At 38.9% G+C, this 17,148-nt stretch carries 19 protein-coding genes; 8 read left to right on the top strand and 11 right to left on the bottom strand.

The window, feature by feature from the left end:
• The first annotated feature begins 59 nt into the window (after positions 1-59).
• Both A7Q09_RS07935 and A7Q09_RS07930 read left to right on the top strand, forming a co-directional pair.
• Positions 60-863 (top strand): globin domain-containing protein, encoded by an 804-nt coding sequence (locus A7Q09_RS07935; protein WP_134390932.1) that lies wholly within the window; start codon positions 60-62, stop codon positions 861-863.
• Between the two features lie 55 nt (positions 864-918).
• Complete coding sequence (locus A7Q09_RS07930) at positions 919-1,578, top strand: methyltransferase domain-containing protein (protein ID WP_134390931.1); 660 nt, start codon at positions 919-921, stop codon at positions 1,576-1,578.
• A gap of 17 nt (positions 1,579-1,595) precedes the next feature.
• On the opposite strand, the gene A7Q09_RS07925 is transcribed toward A7Q09_RS07930, so the two are convergent.
• Positions 1,596-1,958, bottom strand: a complete 363-nt coding sequence (locus tag A7Q09_RS07925) for a septal ring lytic transglycosylase RlpA family protein (RefSeq protein WP_134390930.1) — start codon at positions 1,956-1,958, stop codon at positions 1,596-1,598.
• Between the two features lie 366 nt (positions 1,959-2,324).
• Between A7Q09_RS07925 and A7Q09_RS07920 the strand changes: the two genes are divergently transcribed.
• Entirely contained in the window at positions 2,325-2,768 is a 444-nt protein-coding gene (locus tag A7Q09_RS07920; protein ID WP_134390929.1) for an OsmC family protein, read from the top strand.
• An 82-nt stretch (positions 2,769-2,850) separates the two neighbouring features.
• Here A7Q09_RS07920 and A7Q09_RS07915 read toward each other — a convergent pair whose 3' ends face one another.
• The 3 genes from A7Q09_RS07915 to A7Q09_RS07905 form a co-directional block, all read right to left on the bottom strand.
• Positions 2,851-3,093 (bottom strand): zinc ribbon domain-containing protein, encoded by a 243-nt coding sequence (locus tag A7Q09_RS07915; protein WP_134390928.1) that lies wholly within the window; start codon positions 3,091-3,093, stop codon positions 2,851-2,853.
• A gap of 46 nt (positions 3,094-3,139) precedes the next feature.
• On the bottom strand, positions 3,140-4,054 hold the full coding sequence (locus A7Q09_RS07910; protein WP_134390927.1) for a ribokinase: 915 nt from the start codon (positions 4,052-4,054) through the stop codon (positions 3,140-3,142).
• 123 nt (positions 4,055-4,177) lie between these two features.
• Complete coding sequence (locus A7Q09_RS07905) at positions 4,178-4,606, bottom strand: secondary thiamine-phosphate synthase enzyme YjbQ (protein WP_134390926.1); 429 nt, start codon at positions 4,604-4,606, stop codon at positions 4,178-4,180.
• Between the two features lie 98 nt (positions 4,607-4,704).
• Between A7Q09_RS07905 and A7Q09_RS07900 the strand changes: the two genes are divergently transcribed.
• Positions 4,705-5,085, top strand: a complete 381-nt coding sequence (locus tag A7Q09_RS07900; RefSeq protein ID WP_134390925.1) for a P-II family nitrogen regulator — start codon at positions 4,705-4,707, stop codon at positions 5,083-5,085.
• Here the strand turns inward: A7Q09_RS07900 and A7Q09_RS07895 are convergent.
• The 4 genes from A7Q09_RS07895 to A7Q09_RS07880 are packed head-to-tail and all read right to left on the bottom strand — an operon-like array spanning position 5,077 to position 10,923.
• Complete coding sequence (locus tag A7Q09_RS07895; RefSeq protein ID WP_134390924.1) at positions 5,077-5,607, bottom strand: isochorismatase family protein; 531 nt, start codon at positions 5,605-5,607, stop codon at positions 5,077-5,079. The genes A7Q09_RS07900 and A7Q09_RS07895 overlap by 9 nt on opposite strands.
• Before the next feature lie 42 nt (positions 5,608-5,649).
• On the bottom strand, positions 5,650-6,936 hold the full coding sequence (lysA, locus tag A7Q09_RS07890; protein ID WP_134390923.1) for a diaminopimelate decarboxylase: 1,287 nt from the start codon (positions 6,934-6,936) through the stop codon (positions 5,650-5,652).
• A 58-nt stretch (positions 6,937-6,994) separates the two neighbouring features.
• On the bottom strand, positions 6,995-8,050 hold the full coding sequence (locus A7Q09_RS07885) for a ribonucleotide-diphosphate reductase subunit beta (RefSeq protein WP_009058640.1): 1,056 nt from the start codon (positions 8,048-8,050) through the stop codon (positions 6,995-6,997).
• A gap of 44 nt (positions 8,051-8,094) precedes the next feature.
• The gene (locus tag A7Q09_RS07880) at positions 8,095-10,923 is read right to left on the bottom strand and encodes a ribonucleoside-diphosphate reductase subunit alpha (protein WP_134390944.1); all 2,829 of its coding nucleotides are present in this window, start codon (positions 10,921-10,923) and stop codon (positions 8,095-8,097) included.
• A gap of 204 nt (positions 10,924-11,127) precedes the next feature.
• Here A7Q09_RS07880 and A7Q09_RS07875 point away from each other — a divergent pair, with 204 nt between their 5' ends.
• Together A7Q09_RS07875 and A7Q09_RS07870 are read left to right on the top strand one after the other, a co-directional pair.
• Entirely contained in the window at positions 11,128-12,660 is a 1,533-nt protein-coding gene (locus tag A7Q09_RS07875; protein WP_134390922.1) for an ammonium transporter, read from the top strand.
• 534 nt (positions 12,661-13,194) lie between these two features.
• Positions 13,195-13,473, top strand: coding sequence for a DUF4242 domain-containing protein (locus A7Q09_RS07870; RefSeq protein ID WP_134390921.1), 279 nt, complete (start codon positions 13,195-13,197; stop codon positions 13,471-13,473).
• Positions 13,474-13,479: 6 nt separating this feature from the next.
• On the opposite strand, the gene A7Q09_RS07865 is transcribed toward A7Q09_RS07870, so the two are convergent.
• The gene (locus tag A7Q09_RS07865) at positions 13,480-13,800 is read right to left on the bottom strand and encodes a hypothetical protein (protein WP_134390920.1); all 321 of its coding nucleotides are present in this window, start codon (positions 13,798-13,800) and stop codon (positions 13,480-13,482) included.
• 60 nt (positions 13,801-13,860) lie between these two features.
• Positions 13,861-14,394 carry a rhodanese-like domain-containing protein gene (locus A7Q09_RS07860; RefSeq protein ID WP_134390919.1) on the bottom strand — a complete coding sequence of 178 codons (534 nt, stop codon included), beginning with the start codon at positions 14,392-14,394 and terminating at the stop codon, positions 13,861-13,863.
• Positions 14,395-14,533: 139 nt separating this feature from the next.
• On the opposite strand from A7Q09_RS07860, the gene A7Q09_RS07855 reads away from it, so the two are divergent.
• Positions 14,534-14,977 (top strand): YbhB/YbcL family Raf kinase inhibitor-like protein, encoded by a 444-nt coding sequence (locus A7Q09_RS07855; RefSeq protein WP_134390918.1) that lies wholly within the window; start codon positions 14,534-14,536, stop codon positions 14,975-14,977.
• 26 nt (positions 14,978-15,003) lie between these two features.
• Complete coding sequence (locus A7Q09_RS07850; protein WP_134390917.1) at positions 15,004-16,266, top strand: sorbosone dehydrogenase family protein; 1,263 nt, start codon at positions 15,004-15,006, stop codon at positions 16,264-16,266.
• A gap of 53 nt (positions 16,267-16,319) precedes the next feature.
• On the opposite strand, the gene A7Q09_RS07845 is transcribed toward A7Q09_RS07850, so the two are convergent.
• Positions 16,320-16,502, bottom strand: a complete 183-nt coding sequence (locus A7Q09_RS07845) for a hypothetical protein (RefSeq protein ID WP_134390916.1) — start codon at positions 16,500-16,502, stop codon at positions 16,320-16,322.
• Positions 16,503-17,148 lie beyond the last annotated feature (646 nt).

The raw sequence follows: 17,148 nt of genomic DNA, 5'->3' as shown, positions 1-17,148 counted from the left end.
AAGAAAATAAATTTATTATATAGCTTCATTTACAAAAATTGTAAATTATCTTTCTTTTTATGACGCAAGAGCAAATAAAACTTATCCAAAAAAGTTGGCTCCATGTGATAGAGAAGGCTGATGAAGCAGGATTACTTTTTTACAAAAGGCTCTTTGAGGTAGAACCTAATGTACGATCTCTTTTTAGAGAGAATATTGAAAAACAAGGTAGAAAACTAATAGATGTCTTAAATTGGATAGTTTTAAACCTTCAAGATATTGATACGGCTTTGGATGCTGCAAAAGAATTAGCCCGTCGGCATGTTAAGTATGGAGTGGAAGTGGAACATTATCCGTTGATTGGACACACACTTATTTGGACACTTGGAAAAATCATTGGAAAAGAATGGAATAAAGAATTGGAACAAACCTGGATAAAGGCTTATGAAGCGCTGGCCCAGGTTATGATTGAGGAGCATAAAAAAAGCCAATCTTTCGAATATCTCGTAAGGTATCTGGAACAAGAGCTTTCTCAAATAATATCCGATCTGTTTGCAGCGAACCCAGATATTCTTGGTATCGTCATCTCTACAAATAAGGGAGCAACGGTCAGCCGATGCAGTTTCTCAAACTATTCAAACATTATTGCTTCCGTTGTCAGCTCCACTATTGGACATGCCAAAAGGCTATGTGAGTTAGCAGGAGCAGGAAATATATTGGAAACAAAGATCACGGGAACTCAGGTGCAACTTTACATTTGTATGGCTGGCCCCCATTCGGCCATTGGGATCCTTTATCCTACTGATTCTTACGAAGGCGTGATTGCTCTTTTACTTCGAAAGGCAGCAGAAAAAATCAAAACTCTTTTGCTCACTTTCCCTTAACAACGATAACAGCTTCAGACCTAAAAAATCCATAAATAAATAGATTACTAAATCAATGGAAAGAACGCTTGAGCCTGAACTAATGCTTGATCCTCATCAAGCTTTTGCCTATGCATCGGCAGACTTTTCCACTGCTCATCAGGCAGTTATCGAGCGATTCGCCGCCATTTTTTCTGCTTTTAATGAAGGATTAGTTCTCGATATGGGCTGTGGGACAGCTGACATTTCCATTCGCTTTGCCAAAAGATTTCCAAGGGCAAAAATAATCGGTGTCGATGGCTCCCCTTCCATGCTCTCCATTGGGAGAAAAAGAATCGAAGAATACCATCTTTCCCATTCCATTGAACTTTTTGAGGGGATAATTCCAACTTGGTCCTATCCAGCTCCTTTTGATGTTCTGCTTAGCAATAGCTTATTACATCATTTGCCAAGGTTATCAATAGCGTGGCAAGCAATCAAAAAGTATGCTAAAAAAGGGGCTTTTATTTTTTTCGTCGATCTTATCCGGCCTGAATCAATAGAAAAAGCAAGACTGTTGACTGAAAGCTATGTTCAAAATGCCCCCTTTCTTTTAAAAAGAGACTTTTTTAATTCCCTACTTGCTTCCTTTACAATCGAGGAGATAAGTCAAGAAATCCAATCTAAAAATCTCTCCTTTACTGTGGAACAAATCTCTGATTTCCATTTGATGATTCATGGAATCTTTAATGGATAAAAAGTTCCAATCCTTATTCAATAAGCAGCATATCGAATCACTTTCAATTCCACAGGAACAATGCCCGAATGGATCATTTCTAGCTTTTCAGCGGCAGGCTTTGACAAATCAATGACTCTGTTTTTGATGAATGGTCCCCGATCATCAATACAAACAATGACTCTACGATTATTTTTTAAATTGTGAACTTCCACATATGTTCCAAAAGGCAAGGTCCTGTGAGCAGCCGTAAACTTGTGTTCTTTTACAAGTTTTCTTCCCACATGACCAGGCTCCGCATACCAAGAAGCCAGCCCTCTTAGCCTAACCTCTGTTGGCATATAGGAAATAGCTTTTTTATGAAAAGGCAAAAGAGAAAAGAGGAAAAATAAAAAAAACATAATATTTTAAACCCTTTTTATTTAGAACTTATTCTTCTAAAAAAAATGAAGATAAAAATCAATAATTTTTGTTAAAATTTTAAAAGAATGCATATTATTAAAAATAATTATGTTATGGTGAGTCCGTTTTAATCAGTAGATAGAAAAAAAGAAAAAATATATGATCCCCTTTTTTATAAAAAAATATGTAAAATTATTATCTATTTGTATATCAGTATCTTAAAAATACAATTTAATCTTTTTTTCTTATAAGATGAAGCTTGAAAATAAAAATTTTTGCATTTAGAAAATAAGATTTTCTTCTATTTTCTGAGATATTACCAAGAAATTATTTGATGAAACAAAGAATTTTGATATTGTGATGACATGCATCCACTACCCCACCACTATAAAGTTGTTACCTCTGGAGGTCCTTTTGGGAATCTTATTGCAAAAGGTATAGATGAAGATTTGCCACCCATAGAAATCAACGCTCCAGTACAATATGGTGGACCTAAGAATACATGGTCACCGGAGACCCTTTTACCTGCCTCATTATCCAGCTGTTTGATTTTAACATTCGATTCTGTTGCTGAAGCTAACCATTTTCACTGGCATAAAATTGAATGTCAAGCTGACGGAACTCTCGATCGAAAAGATGGGGTAAGGTATTTTGTCCATTTTTCCCTGAAAACCAAACTATTTGTCCCTCCAGGCACAGATAAAGAAAAAGCTCGTAGGTTATTGCGTAAAGCAGAAGAAAATTGCTTGATTACTCAATCTTTAAAAGGATCGGTAGAATTAGAATCAGAAATTATCGAAAATCAATAATTTTATTTTATTAACATTATCTAAGAAGAAAAACTTATAAATAAAAAAGCCCTTTCTGGGCTCCAGAAAGGGTATGTCTTTTTTAATGAGAGCAACCACATCCTCCTCCACATCCACAACTTTTGGATGGATAAGAAGAGGAAGACACTGAGGATTTTTTAGCGGAGGTAAGTACCCCTAATCCCCCAGAAATGATCCGTTGAATAGGTTCGCCTGTTTCTGGATGATGGGTTAGTGGTTTATCCGCAATACTCTGTTCAATTTCGTATCGTTTTATTTCTTCTCCTTCTTTTGTAGGAATTGTCTCATAAACGTAAGTGATCATTTTCCCTCCACTTCGCTTTTTCTAATATAGATTATTTTCAAAACTACTATATAGCATTTTTCAAATGTTGCAACACCTGCATGGGATCTGGAATAGCACTCATCGTTCCTAAACAGCAACAGGCTAAAGAGCCAGAAATCACAGCAGCTTTCAGAGCTTCTTCTATGGATTTTCCCATTACCATCCAAGCACTGAATGTTCCCAAAAAAGCATCTCCAGCACCAGAACTATCAACAACCTGAACTTTAGGGCTTGGGAAATGGACAAAGGAACTATTTTTCATAGACAGAAATGCACCTAATTCTCCTGCTGTTACAACCAAAGCAGTGATTCCATAACGAAAAAAATGGGCTTTAGCTTCTTCCATTGCTTCCAAAAACGAAGAAATCTTAGTCAATTGACAATATTCCTTCTCATTGAGCACAAGCAAATCAGTTAAAGATAAAAGAACTTCAACTCCTTCGAAAGAGGGGGAAAGATTCAAAATAGTTGTCGCTCCTTTTCTTTTCGCATAAGCAAACGCCGATTCAACGGACTTCACAGGAATCTCTAACTGAGCTAATACATAATCGGTCTCTTTTAAAGAAACCAAGTTTGGAAGGATCTGTCCAGCAAGGAGATCGACATTAGCTCCGGGAACAACTGTGATCCGGTTGTTGCCTCTTTTGTCTATTTCTATCCATGCCATGCCAGTAGGATGCTTGTCAGATGCTACAATAGAGGAAGTATCCACTCCATATTGCTGGAGAGTCTGAAATGCTTGCTTGCCGAAAGTATCACTTCCAACAGAGGCTATAAGCTTTGGATTGATCTTCCATACTGCTGCTCCCACCGCTTGATTTGCTCCTTTTCCCCCAACAGAAATATGTGACTCCAGAGCTAGGACTGTTTCGCCTTCATTAGGGAACCTTTCTACTTTGACTGTCAGATCGATATTACAACTTCCTATAATCCAAAGCATATGACCCTTTCCTATCTTTCAAAAAGGATGATTTCTCTATTGGTATTTTTTTCATTTCATCCCTTCAAAAGAATAGGGTATTCCTCCTCCCCCCTCCCAATGGCCTTTCTCTTTATAAAAAGCTTACCTATAAAAAGGAAGGAAGGTAAGTTGCACTTTTCTTGTCCTAGGACCATCAAATTCACAAAGAAAAATCCCCTGCCATCTCCCCAGTCTTAACCGTCCCTCTTTTACATTACAATGTACTGAGTTCCCTAAAAGAGCTGTTTTAATATGAGCTGCAGTATTGCCTTCGGTATGGCAGTAGGAAGGATCATGCCATGGGACGATCCGGTCTAGAACATAAAGAATATCTTTTATGACATCAGGATCTGCATCCTCCTGAATTGTTAGCCCAGCTGTTGTATGAGGAATGAAAATGTGCAAAAGGCCATCATACCAACCCCGATGTTGGATTTCTTCTTCAATCTTATCTGTTAATCTTAAAAATTGTGAGTGTTTAGCACTTCTTATTTCTAATTCACTAAAATAGTTTGATTCTTGAGTATCCATAAATTTTTGTCTTCCACCGGTTTTCTTGCCTGATTTATGGCATAATTATTGCTTTTTAAAAGTCACGATTGACTTAAATTTCTCTCTCTTTTACTTTTATGGATTCTTTGCTGAAAATAGAGGCGATCGTCAAACCTTTTAAACTAGGAGAAATAAGAAAAAATTTATTCAAAGAAGAGATCTTTTCCATTACAATGTATAAAGTTAAAGGTTTAGAGGAAGAAGAGAATAGAATCGAAAAATATAGAGGCGACGAATATTTCCCAGTATTAAAAACACTCTATAAACTAGAGATTGTTGTCCCCAAAAGCAAGCTACAAACGATCCTTAGGGCGCTTGATAACACTATAAACATCGACAAAAACACAGGTGGCAAAATAACTATTATTCCTATCTCCCGGGTTTATCAGATCGTTGCCCCTAGCCCCTTGACCAAGAAAAATACTTCACAGCTACCCCAAACCTCTATTCTATTTTAAAATAGAAAGAAATTCCTTGAAAAAGGCCCCTTCAGCTTTTTCGATCATTTCCCATGCTATCGCTTCAACTGAACTAATCAACACTCTATCCTGCCTCATTTCTTCTATCCCCAACTGATGGTCAATTTGATTTCTAGAACTGACAGCATCCCCTAAGACATAAGGGGTCTTATCTCTCATCCTCAAATCATACACTGTTTGGCGTACGCAGATATGAGTTTCTATTCCACATACAAGAATATTTTTTGGAATATCAGCAGGCAAGAGGGGACTTGCCGAAAAGGTGTTTTTCGAGAGCCGAGGAACTTCTCCAGAAACTTCAAGAATCTCCTTGCAAGTCGTTCCCAATTTTTCAGGCACCTGCTCGGTGATATAAAGAGGTAATGAAAATAATTTCGCCAATTTGACAATCTGTACGGCTTTCTGCACAACCCTATCCCGATTCTCAATCACAGACAAAAGTTTATCCTGAAGATCGATCAAGAGAACGGCCGTTTTTTTTGTTTCAATCCTCCAGTTCATCTTTTTTTCTTATTTTATTCTCAACCTTTTAACAATCCCTTTTTAAATCAACCCTTCTTCTAGGGCAACGAGATCCTGGTAGCTTTCTCGTTTTCTAATTAATTTTACTGCCTTAGCTGAAACTATTACTTCTGCAGGTTTGGGTCTAGAATTATAATTAGAAGCCATGGAAAACCCATAGGCACCCGTACTGCAGATAGCAAGATAATCTCCGGCCTGCACTTTGGGTAAAGGTCTATCGACAGCAAAACAATCAGAAGATTCGCAAACCGGACCCACAACATCGACAACTTCCATCATCGGGTCCAACTGTTTTCTAAGTGGAATAATTTGATGATACGCTTGGTAAAAAGCAGGTCTGACAAGATCATTCATTGCCGCATCAACTATTATGAACTTTTTAGAACCCCCTTTTTTAACATAAAGAACTTGGCTGACCAATATGCCTGCATTTCCAACAAGAACTCTTCCAGGTTCAACCAAGAGTCTCATGCCCATCGGCTTGACTAAAGGAAGAATCGATTCAACATATCGAGCCAGCGTTAAAGACTCATTTCTTTCTTTCCACCAATCTTCTCTACCACTTTCTATTGCTTGTTCATATACTATTCCAATACCTCCCCCAATATCCAAAAACTCCGCTCCATATTTTTGCTTTGCTTTTTCCACAAGAGGAAGGACTTTTTGTATCGCCTGCAAAAAAGGACCTACCTGTTGTATTTGCGAACCGATATGGATTTGAATGCCTTTAAGCAGCACTCCATCAAGTTTGGAACATTTGTCAAAAAGCTCCGGCACTTGAGAAAGAGCAATTCCAAATTTATTCACATCACTACCCGTTGTAATTTTTGCATGGGTTGCAGCTTGCACATCAGGGTTAATTCGAAAGGCTACAGGAGCCTGTATGGATAGTTTCTTGGCCATTGCCTCAATCGTTAAAAGCTCTTCTTCACTTTCTATAATAAAACTGTAAATACCCACACGCAGAGCTTCTTCAATTTCAGATCGGGTTTTCCCAACTCCAGCAAAGGTGCACTTTTTCGGGTTACCTCCGGCACGAAGAACCCTATAGAGCTCTCCCCCACTAACAAGATCAAAGCCGCTTCCCTGGTTAGCAAGCAATTTTAGTATCCAAAGATTAGAATTGGCTTTGACAGCATAACAAATCAAATGATCAAGAGGTTCCAATAGCTTTTCAAATCTTGTATAATGATCAATAATTGTTTGAGCAGAATAGACATAAAGCGGGGTTCCAAACTCTTTGACAAGACTTAAAACTGGAACATCTTCCACATACAATTCTGAATCTTTATAATAAAAATGATGCATATTTTTTATAAAAACTATAAAAACATCGTCTTAGAAAAATAAAAATGGGAGCAACGAATTACCAATTTAAAACAGCACCTGATTGATACTCCGTTACTCGAGTCTCAAAGAAATTTTTCTCTTTCACTAGATCCATTACTTCGCTCATCCACGGAAAGGGATTTTTAGAGCCATATTTGGCTTTAAACCCGATTCTTTCTAGTCTTCTATCCGCAATATATTCAACATAATCTTTAAAGAGTGCACTATTAAGTCCTAAAATTCCCCGTGGTAAACAATCTTTTGCGTAGGCATATTCAAGCAAAACGGCTTGATCGATCATCGCTTCGATTTCTTTCTGAAAATCAACTGTCCATATTTCAGGGTTTTCCTCTTTTATTCCATTGATGAGATCGATGCCAAAATTAAGATGAATGGTTTCATCCCTCAAGATATATTGAAATTGTTCCCCAATCCCCGTCATTTTATTTTGTCTATGAAAAGATAAAATCATGACAAAACCACTGTAAAAAAAGATTCCTTCCATAATGACGTAAAAACCGACAAGATTTTTTACAAATTTTTGGATATTTTCCACACTTTCAGTGTTAAAATCGCTCCGAAGAATATCTTCGGTCAGAGCCATCTCAAATTGGTCTTTATTTGAAATGGAGTTAACCTCATGATACATGTTAAACACTTCTCTTTCATCGAGCCCAAGAGATTCGACAATATAGAGAAAGGCATGGGTATGGACAGCCTCCTCGTAAGCCTGTCTTAAAAGATATTGTCTTGCTTCAGCATTGGTAACGAACTTAAAGATCGCTAGGACAATGTTGTTGCCAACAAGACTTTCCCCGGTAGCAAAAAATCCTAAATTTCTCATAATGACAAGCCTTTCCTCATCGGAAAGCCTATTGGATTTCCAAAGTTCCACATCCCTTTGCATAGGGACCTCCGAAGGCAGCCAATTGTTCGCACATCCATTCAGATAGTGTTCCCATGCCCACTTGTACTTTAAGGGCATTAGCTGGTTAACATCTACAGCCTTACAATTAATCAATCTTTTTTCCTGTACATTGATTCTTTTGGTAAGATCATAAGGTTGACCGCCACCACCTACACAACAGCTCATAATGTTCCTCCAATATCTATTTTTCAAATTGGCTATATGCCTGCTTACTGACAGCTTTCGCATTCCGAATCAAGAGCACATGCGTTTTTTTCTTTATTTTTCCTTTCTACTTTGATGTTTGAAGAAGGACTCTTACTTTTCATCCATCGTGGCTGAATGCCTCGAACATTTATATCTAGAGTAGACTTTTCAACAGTTGTTGCTGCCCTTGATCTAAGATAATAGGTTGTTTTTAAACCCTTTTTCCAGCACATGATATACATTTGAGAGATTTTCCAACCGCTTGGTTCATCAATATAAAGGTTTAGGGACTGTCCCATATCGATCCATTTCTGTCTACGGCTAGCGCATTCAATAAGCCACGAAGGATCAATTTCAAACGCAGTGGCATATAGTTCCTTAAGAGACTCGGGTATTCTCTCGATGTGTTTGACCGATCCATCATAATACTTTAAATCATCGACCATTTCCTGATCCCAAAGTTGCAGTTTTTTAAGGTCTTCAACCAAGTAAGGATTGATACTAATAAAATCTCCAGAAAGATTTGATTTGACATATAGATTTTTGTAACTTGGTTCTATCGACTGAGCAACTCCCGTAATATTGGATATTGTTGCTGTAGGGGCAATAGCTAACAGACAGCTATTTCTTAGTCCATGCTCTTTAATTTTCTTTCTCACACTATCCCAATCTTTGGTTCTGCTTTTGTCTACTTCTACAAATCCCCCTCTTTCCTGTTCCAACAATTCAATAGTATCGATGGGTAATAATCCCCTGTCCCATTTCGAACCACGAAAAGAAGGATACGCTCCCCGTTCCTTTGCTAGATTGCATGAAGAAAGAATAGCATAATAGGAAATCATCTCCATAAGCCGATCTGAAAGTTCTACAGCCTGAGCACTAGCATAAGGAATTTTTTTCCTATAGAGCAGGTCTTGAAATCCCATAATGCCAAGACCTACCGGTCTGTGTTTTAAATTAGAATTTCTGGCTTCAGGGATTGGATAAAAATTGATATCAATCACGTTGTCTAGCATGCGGACAGCGATATTGATTGTGTTTTCGAGCTTTTTTTCGTCTATATTATCCGATTCGTCCAAGTGAGCTAGCAGATTCACTGATCCTAAATTACAAACAGCGACTTCTTCGGCACTAGTGTTCAAAAGAATTTCAGTACAAAGATTAGAACTATTGATAACCCCAACATGGTCTTGAGGAGACCGAATGTTAGAGGGATCTTTAAAGGTAATCCAAGGATGGCCAGTTTCAAAAAGAAGGGTAAGCATTTTCCTCCAAAGGGTCATGGCTGAAACCCTTTTGAATAGTTTGATTTCTCCTTTATCTGCCATCTGTTCGTATTCGAGATATCTTTTCTCGAAAGTCTTTCCATAGAGATGATGCAGATCAGGCACATCACTGGGACTAAAAAGCGTCCAACTGCCGTTTTCTAGGACTCTTTTCATAAAAAGATCTGGGATCCAATTTGCGGTGTTCATATCATGGGTACGCCGTCTCTCATCTCCTGTATTTTTTCGAAGCTCTAAAAAATCTTCTATATCTAAATGCCAAGTTTCCAAATAAGCGCACAAGGCCCCTTTTCTTTTACCGCCTTGGTTTACAGCAACAGCCGTATCATTAGCCACTTTTAAGAAAGGGATCACCCCTTGACTTTTCCCATTTGTGCCACGAATCAATGATCCAGTCGCCCTCACATTGGTCCAATCATTACCTAAGCCTCCAGCCCATTTGGAAAGCTTAGCGTTATCAGAAATAACCTTGAAGATGCTTTCCAGATCATCCTCTACAGTCAACAAATAACAAGAACTTAACTGTGGATGTACGGTTCCAGAATTAAAAAGGGTTGGAGTAGAGGACATGAAAAGGAAGCTTGAGAGAGTATCATAAAAAGTAATCGCCCAAGACTCTTTATCTGACTTTTCATTCAAAGCTAGGCCCATGGCTACCCGCATCCAGAAGTATTGAGGCGTTTCAAACCTCCTTTCTTCATGATGGAGCAAATATCTGTCGTAAAGGGTCTGCAGGCCTAAATAGGTAAATTGTCTGTCTCTCTCCAACTTGAGCGCTTGAGCCAGTCTTTCAAGGTCAAATTCAAGCAACTGTGGAGACAATCGACCGATCTTTACTCCATATTGCACATAATGAGGAAAATAAGCCTTATGGTAGGCCGCTGTCTCATGGATACTAGGAACGATTAAAAGAGCTTCCTGATAGATTTTACTCAACATCAGTCGCGCAGCCACATAAGTATAAGCAGGTTCTTTTTCTACCCATGTCCTTGCCGTAAGAATCATAGCTTGGAGGATTTCTTCTTCTTTTATGTTGTCATAAAGACCTCGAACCGTCTCTTCAGCAAGATCCCTCCACGAACAGCGATCTTCAAGACCCCTACAAGCCTCCATAAGCATCCGATGTATCCATGCCAAATCCAATGGAACAGTATTCCCATGCCTATCGATCATGTGGATCGATGCCCCTTCTCTATTCTGTATAGTTCTAGCCTTGCCTCGCTCTGCCCTATAGAGGATATAACGCTTGGCAACGGTATGGTGTCCCAGCTCCATAAGCGTCAGTTCAACAAGGTCCTGTATCCGTTCTACTTCAAGCCTTTCTCCTCGATTGGCTAGTGCTGCTGATTTTATCGCCACTCGGTTGGTAATCTCTTCGATAGCTAAAAGATCTTCTCTGGAAAGATTATCCCCTGCACTTTTCTTTCTTTCCGCCCGAAACGCTTTTTCAACAGCAGCATAGATTCGACCAATATCAAAAGGGACCACGCGACCATCTCTTTTGACTATTGACAAATTAGAAAGACCGTAATCAAAACCAGAAAAAAAAAGCTGTTGGTGATCCATCATCGCCCTCCTAATATTGAAATTGGAAAAAATACTACGCGAAATTTAATTGTTTGCATTCCTTCTAAACGCAATAAACACTATATAATGTATATTTATTTTTTAAAAATACTATTTGTTGTGTAATATAAAAAAAAAACAACGATCAAATTTTTAGGCCCTCTCATGTAAGAATCTGGCATAGATTTTGCTTATTAGTTTTCGATGAAAAATCCTTCTTCTACTGTCATTATAGATCGGAGTCGTCACAAAATGGAAGCATTTATTTTTTTGGGGATCTTGGCGGCAATTCTATTAATAGCCATGGGCATTGCTTTTACACATAAGCAGAGTCCGGCCGCAGTCACTCAAGCTCCTTCTCCCCCTCCAACATTGGAACAACGTGTTGCAGGTCTTGAAGCATATATCACCAATTCTGACCCGTCGGGAAGCAAGATTGTGGGAAGTTCAGGACCAGGACACAATGCTTGGCTTCTGACTTCTACTGCGCTGGTCCTCTTTATGACCCTTCCTGGTTTGGCTCTTTTTTATGGAGGACTAGTACGATCAAAAAACATTCTTTCAGTGCTTGCTCAATGCCTGGGTATTACAGGGCTTGTAACTGTACTTTGGTGGGCAATAGGGTATAGTCTTGTTTTTGGAACGAATTTTTCAGGTAGTCCACTTGGTTATTTTCTTGGTGGCACAGAATATTTCTTCCTTAAAGGCGTCGACTCAGCTCCGAATACAAACTATTCCTTCTGGGTTTCACAAAATGTCTATTGCATGTTCCAAATGATGTTTGCTGTTATTACTCCTGCTTTAATCATGGGAGGCATTGCAGAACGGATGAAGTATTCTGCTGTTTTAATATTTATCACCTTATGGATGCTTTTTGTCTATTTTCCCCAAGCTCATATGGTTTGGGGAGCAAGCGGCATGATGAATGGGGTATTTAATTCTGGAGCAAAGATTCCTGCTATTGATTTTGCTGGAGGAACAGTGGTCCATATGACTTCCGGATGGTCAGCATTGATCCTGGCTCTATTGCTTGGCAAAAGAAAGGGATTTGGCATAGAACCTATAATTCCTAATAACATGACTTACTGTATGGTTGGAGCAGCCATCCTTTGGATTGGATGGTATGGATTTAATGCAGGTAGTGCTGTGGCAGCGGATGGAATTGCTGCTAACGCCTTCATGACTACAACACTTGCCACGGCGGTAGCTTCTCTTACGTGGCCTATGCTTGAATATACTCTAAAGGGGACGCCAACAGTTCTTGGGTTTTCCACAGGCGCGGTAGCTGGCCTGGTGGCTATCACTCCGGCCTGCGGTTTTGTTAATAGCACAGGAGCAGTGATAATCGGACTGGCTGCAGGGATCATTCCTTATTTTGCCTGCTCAGTTATTAAGCCACTTTTAAAATACGATGATGCTCTCGATGCTTTCGGGGTTCATGGAGTAGGAGGTATGCTTGGAGCGTTTTTAACGGGAGTCTTTGTCGATCCTGCAGTAAATGCCAATTTGTTAAGTGAGGCAGTGGCAAAGAAAAATGGTCTGGCAGCAAGCGTCACTAGTGGTACTTTATGGATAGCTCAGTCAAAAGCAATATTGATCACTATTGTTCTTGCTACTCTGGCTTCAGTGATCATTGGTTTTGTTGTAAAAGCTCTTGTCGGATTACGAGTTGATGAAGAAGTAGAAACTCAAGGGCTTGATATTTCTGAGCATGGGGAACAAGGCTATTCAATCTGATATACTACCTACCTCCTTTTTTGTAAAAGTAAAAAGGGCTTCATGCATTCTCAAGGAAGCCCTTTTTGCGCTTTTTTTACTCGGCTTACTCTCAGATGTGGATGGCAACCTATGTCAAAAAGCGATTAACATGAAAGCCAAAGAATTTTTCATTTAGAGGGTCTGATAATGTAGTCTCCTTGTTTTTTGGCCTATTCTATGAAAACCAAACTAGCCCAAGATTAAGAAGATAAGGAATCTTTTAATCACTTTACTTCTGTGCTATCTGCAATTAATCCTCTTTTCCCAATTTCCATAAGGAGCATGTTGCTTCGTTCGGCTCTGAGTATAAGTTCACAACGCTAATGCGTTTTTAGAATATTGTGCATGTTGATCCATGAGATTTTGGAGGGAATGGATCAAAAACAAAAATAGAGGCATAGAAAGTTAGGTTATCTCAGGCACTTGAAAAAAAATGATTGCCAAAAAGTAATCGAACAGGCTAATTCTTCTTTATAATTTACAAAATGCAATCTTTAACAAGAAAGGAACGATATGCCTAGATATGTTATTGAAAGAGAGATTCCTGGAGCAGGAAACTTATCAAATGAAGAACTTGCCAAAATATCCGCCAAATCCTGTTCGATTTTAGATAAAATGGGCCCACAAATTCAATGGATAGAAAGTTACGTGACTGGAGATAAAATCTATTGTATCTATATCGCTCCAGATGAAAAAATTATTCGAGAACATGCAGCTCAAGGAGGATTTCCAGCCAATCGAATTGCAGAGATTAAAAATATTATATCCCCCTTTACTGCTCAAAATAAATAGCACCTGTTATCTTTGGGCTAGCTGCGTTATTTGATCAATGCCCTTATTTTTTAAAACAATATAAGGGCATTTTTTCTCCATTCCATTTTTAGTAAAATCATTTTGGATATTTGAAGAAGATTTCTTATTATCGAAGGACATTTCGGCAAGCTCTCTTACCTTGACTTTCCCTTCTGGAACTTCCACCTTCTCTGCCCCCATAATTGGAAGGATTGTGAGTCGATACCCTTTGGTCGTAAGCATTATATCAGCTCTTGCAGACTCCCCTCCAAAAATCACAACAAAAATAGCAGCAAGGAGAAAAGATAAATTAATTTTTCTTTTCATAATATACATAATAAAAGGGGAAAATAGATTTCCTTCAACTATTAAAAATAGTAAAAGATATCAATTTTTAAACCCCTTTTCTATAGGATAGCCTTTCCTAATCCAATCTTGAGCAAAATCGTGAGGAATAAACAGAACTTTAAGATTTGCGAATTCCTTTTGTTTGAGAGCATTAAACGCTGGACGAATATTGGGACACTGGTTCCATGGACAGCATCCGCAATAAAGAACGATCTGTTGATTCTTGGAAAGCCCAGAGACTTTTTTCTCTAAATTAGCAATCCCTTCTTTGTCCTTTCCTGAACCAACATAATCCGATCCTGGAATATGACTAGCTTTATAAAGAAAAGAAAATCCCACATGGAAAATAACAAGATCTTTTTTTTTGCTGCTTTTTCTCAAAGCGTCGACAAGTTCTTGTGGAGTGATAACTTCCTCCCTCTTCCAGGGGTCTTGAGGATTGATCTCAATTTCTTCATTTTCCTTATCAAGGGCAGTAAAATCGAATTTTGAGTTTTGCCCTCGACCAAAGGGGATAAAGAAAAAAGGGAGAACTATCAACCAGACTATAGCTTTCCATTTATTCTTATTCAATTTGCTTACTTTCCTTTGTTATTCTTATTCTCAATGGGCTTGATTTTCAAGCAGCTAGCAGTTAAAAAAAATTATGGCTGCTAAGTGGTTGTTCCTTTCTTTTGTCTTCTTTATTTTTTACATAAACAAAGGATTGTCTATGAAGTTGTCTTCACCTGATTTTGAAAATGGTCAGCCATTACCTTCTTTCTGTGCTTATCGTGCTGAAAATAAATCTCCAGAATTGAAATTGGAAGATGTTCCACAAAACACAAAGTCCTTAGCACTCATTATGGATGACCCTGATGCTCCACGAGGAACTTGGGTACATTGGGTATTATGGAATATACCGCCTGATGTCCGGACGATAAAAAGGGGACAAACACCTGATGGCGCTGTCCCTGGCAGGAATGATTTTGGTAATACCAGATACGACGGCCCTGCTCCTCCATCTGGCGTGCATCGATATTATTTTCGTGCTTATGCGCTCGACCAAATATTGAATTTAGCGAAAGGATCTACTAAAAGCGATCTACTAAAAAAAATCCATGGTCATGTTCTTGCTTCTGCAGAGCTTATGGGGACTTTCGCCGCTTCTAGATAATTGATCTATAAAAAATACCCGCTGCAATGAATGCCTGTAAGAAAATAACAGTCCTTCTCTTTGTCTTTTTATGCTTGTTGTGGATAAAAAAGGCCCATGCCATACTCCTTAGCGAAAACATGAGCCCTCAGAAAATCACGATTGATCTTCAAAAACTTCCAAAGCCTGTAGTCCATGGGGCAAACAACTGGCCTCAAATTGTTCCACCACCTGCCAAAGCCACTCTTCACCTTCCTCCTGGATTCAAAGTAAACATTTATGCCAAGGATTTAGATAATCCTCGATGGCTTGCCCTAACACCTACAGGAGATGTTCTTGTCGCTGAATCCTATTCAAGCCGAATCATGTTGCTTGAAGACAACGACAAAGATGGCGTTGTAGATAAAATTTCAATTTTTGCTGATATCTCTAATGGTCTCCATTTACCTTTTGGAATGGTATTTTCGAAGGACTCTTTTTATGTTGCCAACACCGATGGTGTGCTTGTCTTTCCTTACAAAGAAGGGCAAAAAAAACTAGAAGGAAGAGGGAGAAAGATTCTTTCTCTGCCAGGGAGTGGCAATCATTGGAGCCGGACTTTAGCTTTGTCTCCTGATGGTCAAGTTCTTTTTGTTACTGTTGGTTCAAAAACCAATGTGGATGAAGATCCTCCTCCTAGGGCATCCATCGTAGCCTTAAAAATAAAATCAAACAGCTCAGAGATATATGCCAGAGGCTTAAGAAACCCGGTGGGGCTCGCCTTTTATCCTCATAGCTCGGATCTTTATGTTACAGTAAACGAAAGAGATTGGCTGGGTGAGGAGCTTGTGCCCGACTACTTAACACGAGTCGAAAAAGGGGCATTCTATGGATGGCCTTATTGTTACTTAAGTCCTGAATTCATCGATCCACGTTGGAAAAATAGAATTGAAGGAACGAAAGCAAAGGAGCTTATACAATCAACAAAAACTCCTGATGTTCTCTTTCAAAGCCATTCTGCAGCTCTTGGTTTAGCCTTTCCTCCCCCTGATTCTAACTTGCCAGAACATTATAAAAATGGGGCCTTTGTAGCTCTTCATGGCTCTTGGAATAGAAAGCAGGCGACTGGATATAAAATTGTTTTTGTTCCTTTTGGAGAAGACCATCGGCCTAAAGGATATTATGAAGACTTTATGACTGGCTTTTTGCTTAATTCTTATCCTTCCAAAACCTGGGGAAGACCATGTGGCCTATTATTCTTGCCGGATGGAAGTCTTCTTTTAGCTGATGATGGGAATAATATCATTTACCGGATTTTCTATGCTCAATAATCATCTCCTCCAAATGGGCAAAATATTTTTAATTTTGTATTATAACATTTTATCTAAGGCTGAGAAGGAGAAGGCATCTTAGCCTGCTGTTCTTTTTGCATCCTTTCTAATCCATTCTCAATAGCTTTATTCTCTACAACTTGTCTTTGAGTCCTCTCAAAAAGATGGGTCAAATGTGGAGCAAAAAACAGCAATATAAACGCTAGAACAATAAGTAATGCTTTTACTATTTTCATTTTATAAATTTATTAAAATAATCCCCTATGTCAATACATGTAAGCTCATCATAATTCTTTGGAAAAGTTGTTTTATAATTTTTGGATTTGGCAAAAAAAATCTATCTACTGTGTGGCAAAAAATTTTTTTTCTTTGACAAAACTTACTCTTTGCTGCGTTGAAAAGCTCTGTTGCTTTTATTCTTTATCCACTATCCCATGTTTGGAGAAACTTTTGTAAGGCGCTGATTATCAATGAGCTTTTTTTCAATGTGTCACTATGTGGGGATATTGAGAGCTATTTTTGGGTTTCCAAGGCTCCATGAAGCCAACTCGGAGGGCAGAAAGGATCCGGACGCCCATGTTGGTTTCCCGCCGTGACTCCGTGGTGTTTGGTGCCAGCGATGTCTGCCTCTGGCGTCTTTGGACGGTGCGTAGGTGAGTCAGGGCCTCTTCGGGGGAAAAGGGGAGTTTGGCTGCCTTAAGTTTTTTCTCCAATAGCTAGTCAAGCAAGAAGGCCAAGGCGGCGACAAAGCCATAGGCCTGGACGAGCTCTCGGATCATGGGGATAGATCGGAGGCATCTCTAGGACATCTTTTAACTTTCTAAAGGCCCGCTCCACTTGGGTAAGCTCCTTGTAAGCGCAGACGGCCTCTGCCATGGTGAG

The sequence above is a fragment of the Methylacidiphilum sp. Yel genome, from assembly GCF_004421185.1.
In the GTDB taxonomy this organism is placed as follows: Bacteria; Verrucomicrobiota; Verrucomicrobiia; order Methylacidiphilales; family Methylacidiphilaceae; genus Methylacidiphilum.
This window is presented reverse-complemented; position numbering and strand designations above follow the sequence as displayed.

Excerpts from the sequence above, each read along its gene's own strand:
- A7Q09_RS07920 (WP_134390929.1), top strand. The coding sequence starts at position 2,325 with ATGCATCCACTACCCCACCACTATAAAGTTGTTACCTCTGGAGGTCCT.
- A7Q09_RS07850 (WP_134390917.1), top strand. The coding sequence starts at position 15,004 with ATGAATGCCTGTAAGAAAATAACAGTCCTTCTCTTTGTCTTTTTATGC.
- A7Q09_RS07880 (WP_134390944.1), bottom strand. The coding sequence starts at position 10,923 with ATGGATCACCAACAGCTTTTTTTTTCTGGTTTTGATTACGGTCTTTCT.
- A7Q09_RS07910 (WP_134390927.1), bottom strand. The coding sequence starts at position 4,054 with ATGCTTTGGATTATAGGAAGTTGTAATATCGATCTGACAGTCAAAGTA.
- A7Q09_RS07885 (WP_009058640.1), bottom strand. The coding sequence starts at position 8,050 with ATGAGCTGTTGTGTAGGTGGTGGCGGTCAACCTTATGATCTTACCAAA.
- A7Q09_RS07925 (WP_134390930.1), bottom strand. The coding sequence starts at position 1,958 with ATGTTTTTTTTATTTTTCCTCTTTTCTCTTTTGCCTTTTCATAAAAAA.
- A7Q09_RS07865 (WP_134390920.1), bottom strand. The coding sequence starts at position 13,800 with ATGAAAAGAAAAATTAATTTATCTTTTCTCCTTGCTGCTATTTTTGTT.
- lysA (WP_134390923.1), bottom strand. The coding sequence starts at position 6,936 with ATGCATCATTTTTATTATAAAGATTCAGAATTGTATGTGGAAGATGTT.
- A7Q09_RS07895 (WP_134390924.1), bottom strand. The coding sequence starts at position 5,607 with ATGAACTGGAGGATTGAAACAAAAAAAACGGCCGTTCTCTTGATCGAT.
- A7Q09_RS07870 (WP_134390921.1), top strand. The coding sequence starts at position 13,195 with ATGCCTAGATATGTTATTGAAAGAGAGATTCCTGGAGCAGGAAACTTA.
- A7Q09_RS07935 (WP_134390932.1), top strand. The coding sequence starts at position 60 with ATGACGCAAGAGCAAATAAAACTTATCCAAAAAAGTTGGCTCCATGTG.
- A7Q09_RS07930 (WP_134390931.1), top strand. The coding sequence starts at position 919 with ATGGAAAGAACGCTTGAGCCTGAACTAATGCTTGATCCTCATCAAGCT.
- A7Q09_RS07845 (WP_134390916.1), bottom strand. The coding sequence starts at position 16,502 with ATGAAAATAGTAAAAGCATTACTTATTGTTCTAGCGTTTATATTGCTG.
- A7Q09_RS07875 (WP_134390922.1), top strand. The coding sequence starts at position 11,128 with ATGAAAAATCCTTCTTCTACTGTCATTATAGATCGGAGTCGTCACAAA.
- A7Q09_RS07915 (WP_134390928.1), bottom strand. The coding sequence starts at position 3,093 with ATGATCACTTACGTTTATGAGACAATTCCTACAAAAGAAGGAGAAGAA.
- A7Q09_RS07855 (WP_134390918.1), top strand. The coding sequence starts at position 14,534 with ATGAAGTTGTCTTCACCTGATTTTGAAAATGGTCAGCCATTACCTTCT.
- A7Q09_RS07900 (WP_134390925.1), top strand. The coding sequence starts at position 4,705 with ATGGATTCTTTGCTGAAAATAGAGGCGATCGTCAAACCTTTTAAACTA.
- A7Q09_RS07905 (WP_134390926.1), bottom strand. The coding sequence starts at position 4,606 with ATGGATACTCAAGAATCAAACTATTTTAGTGAATTAGAAATAAGAAGT.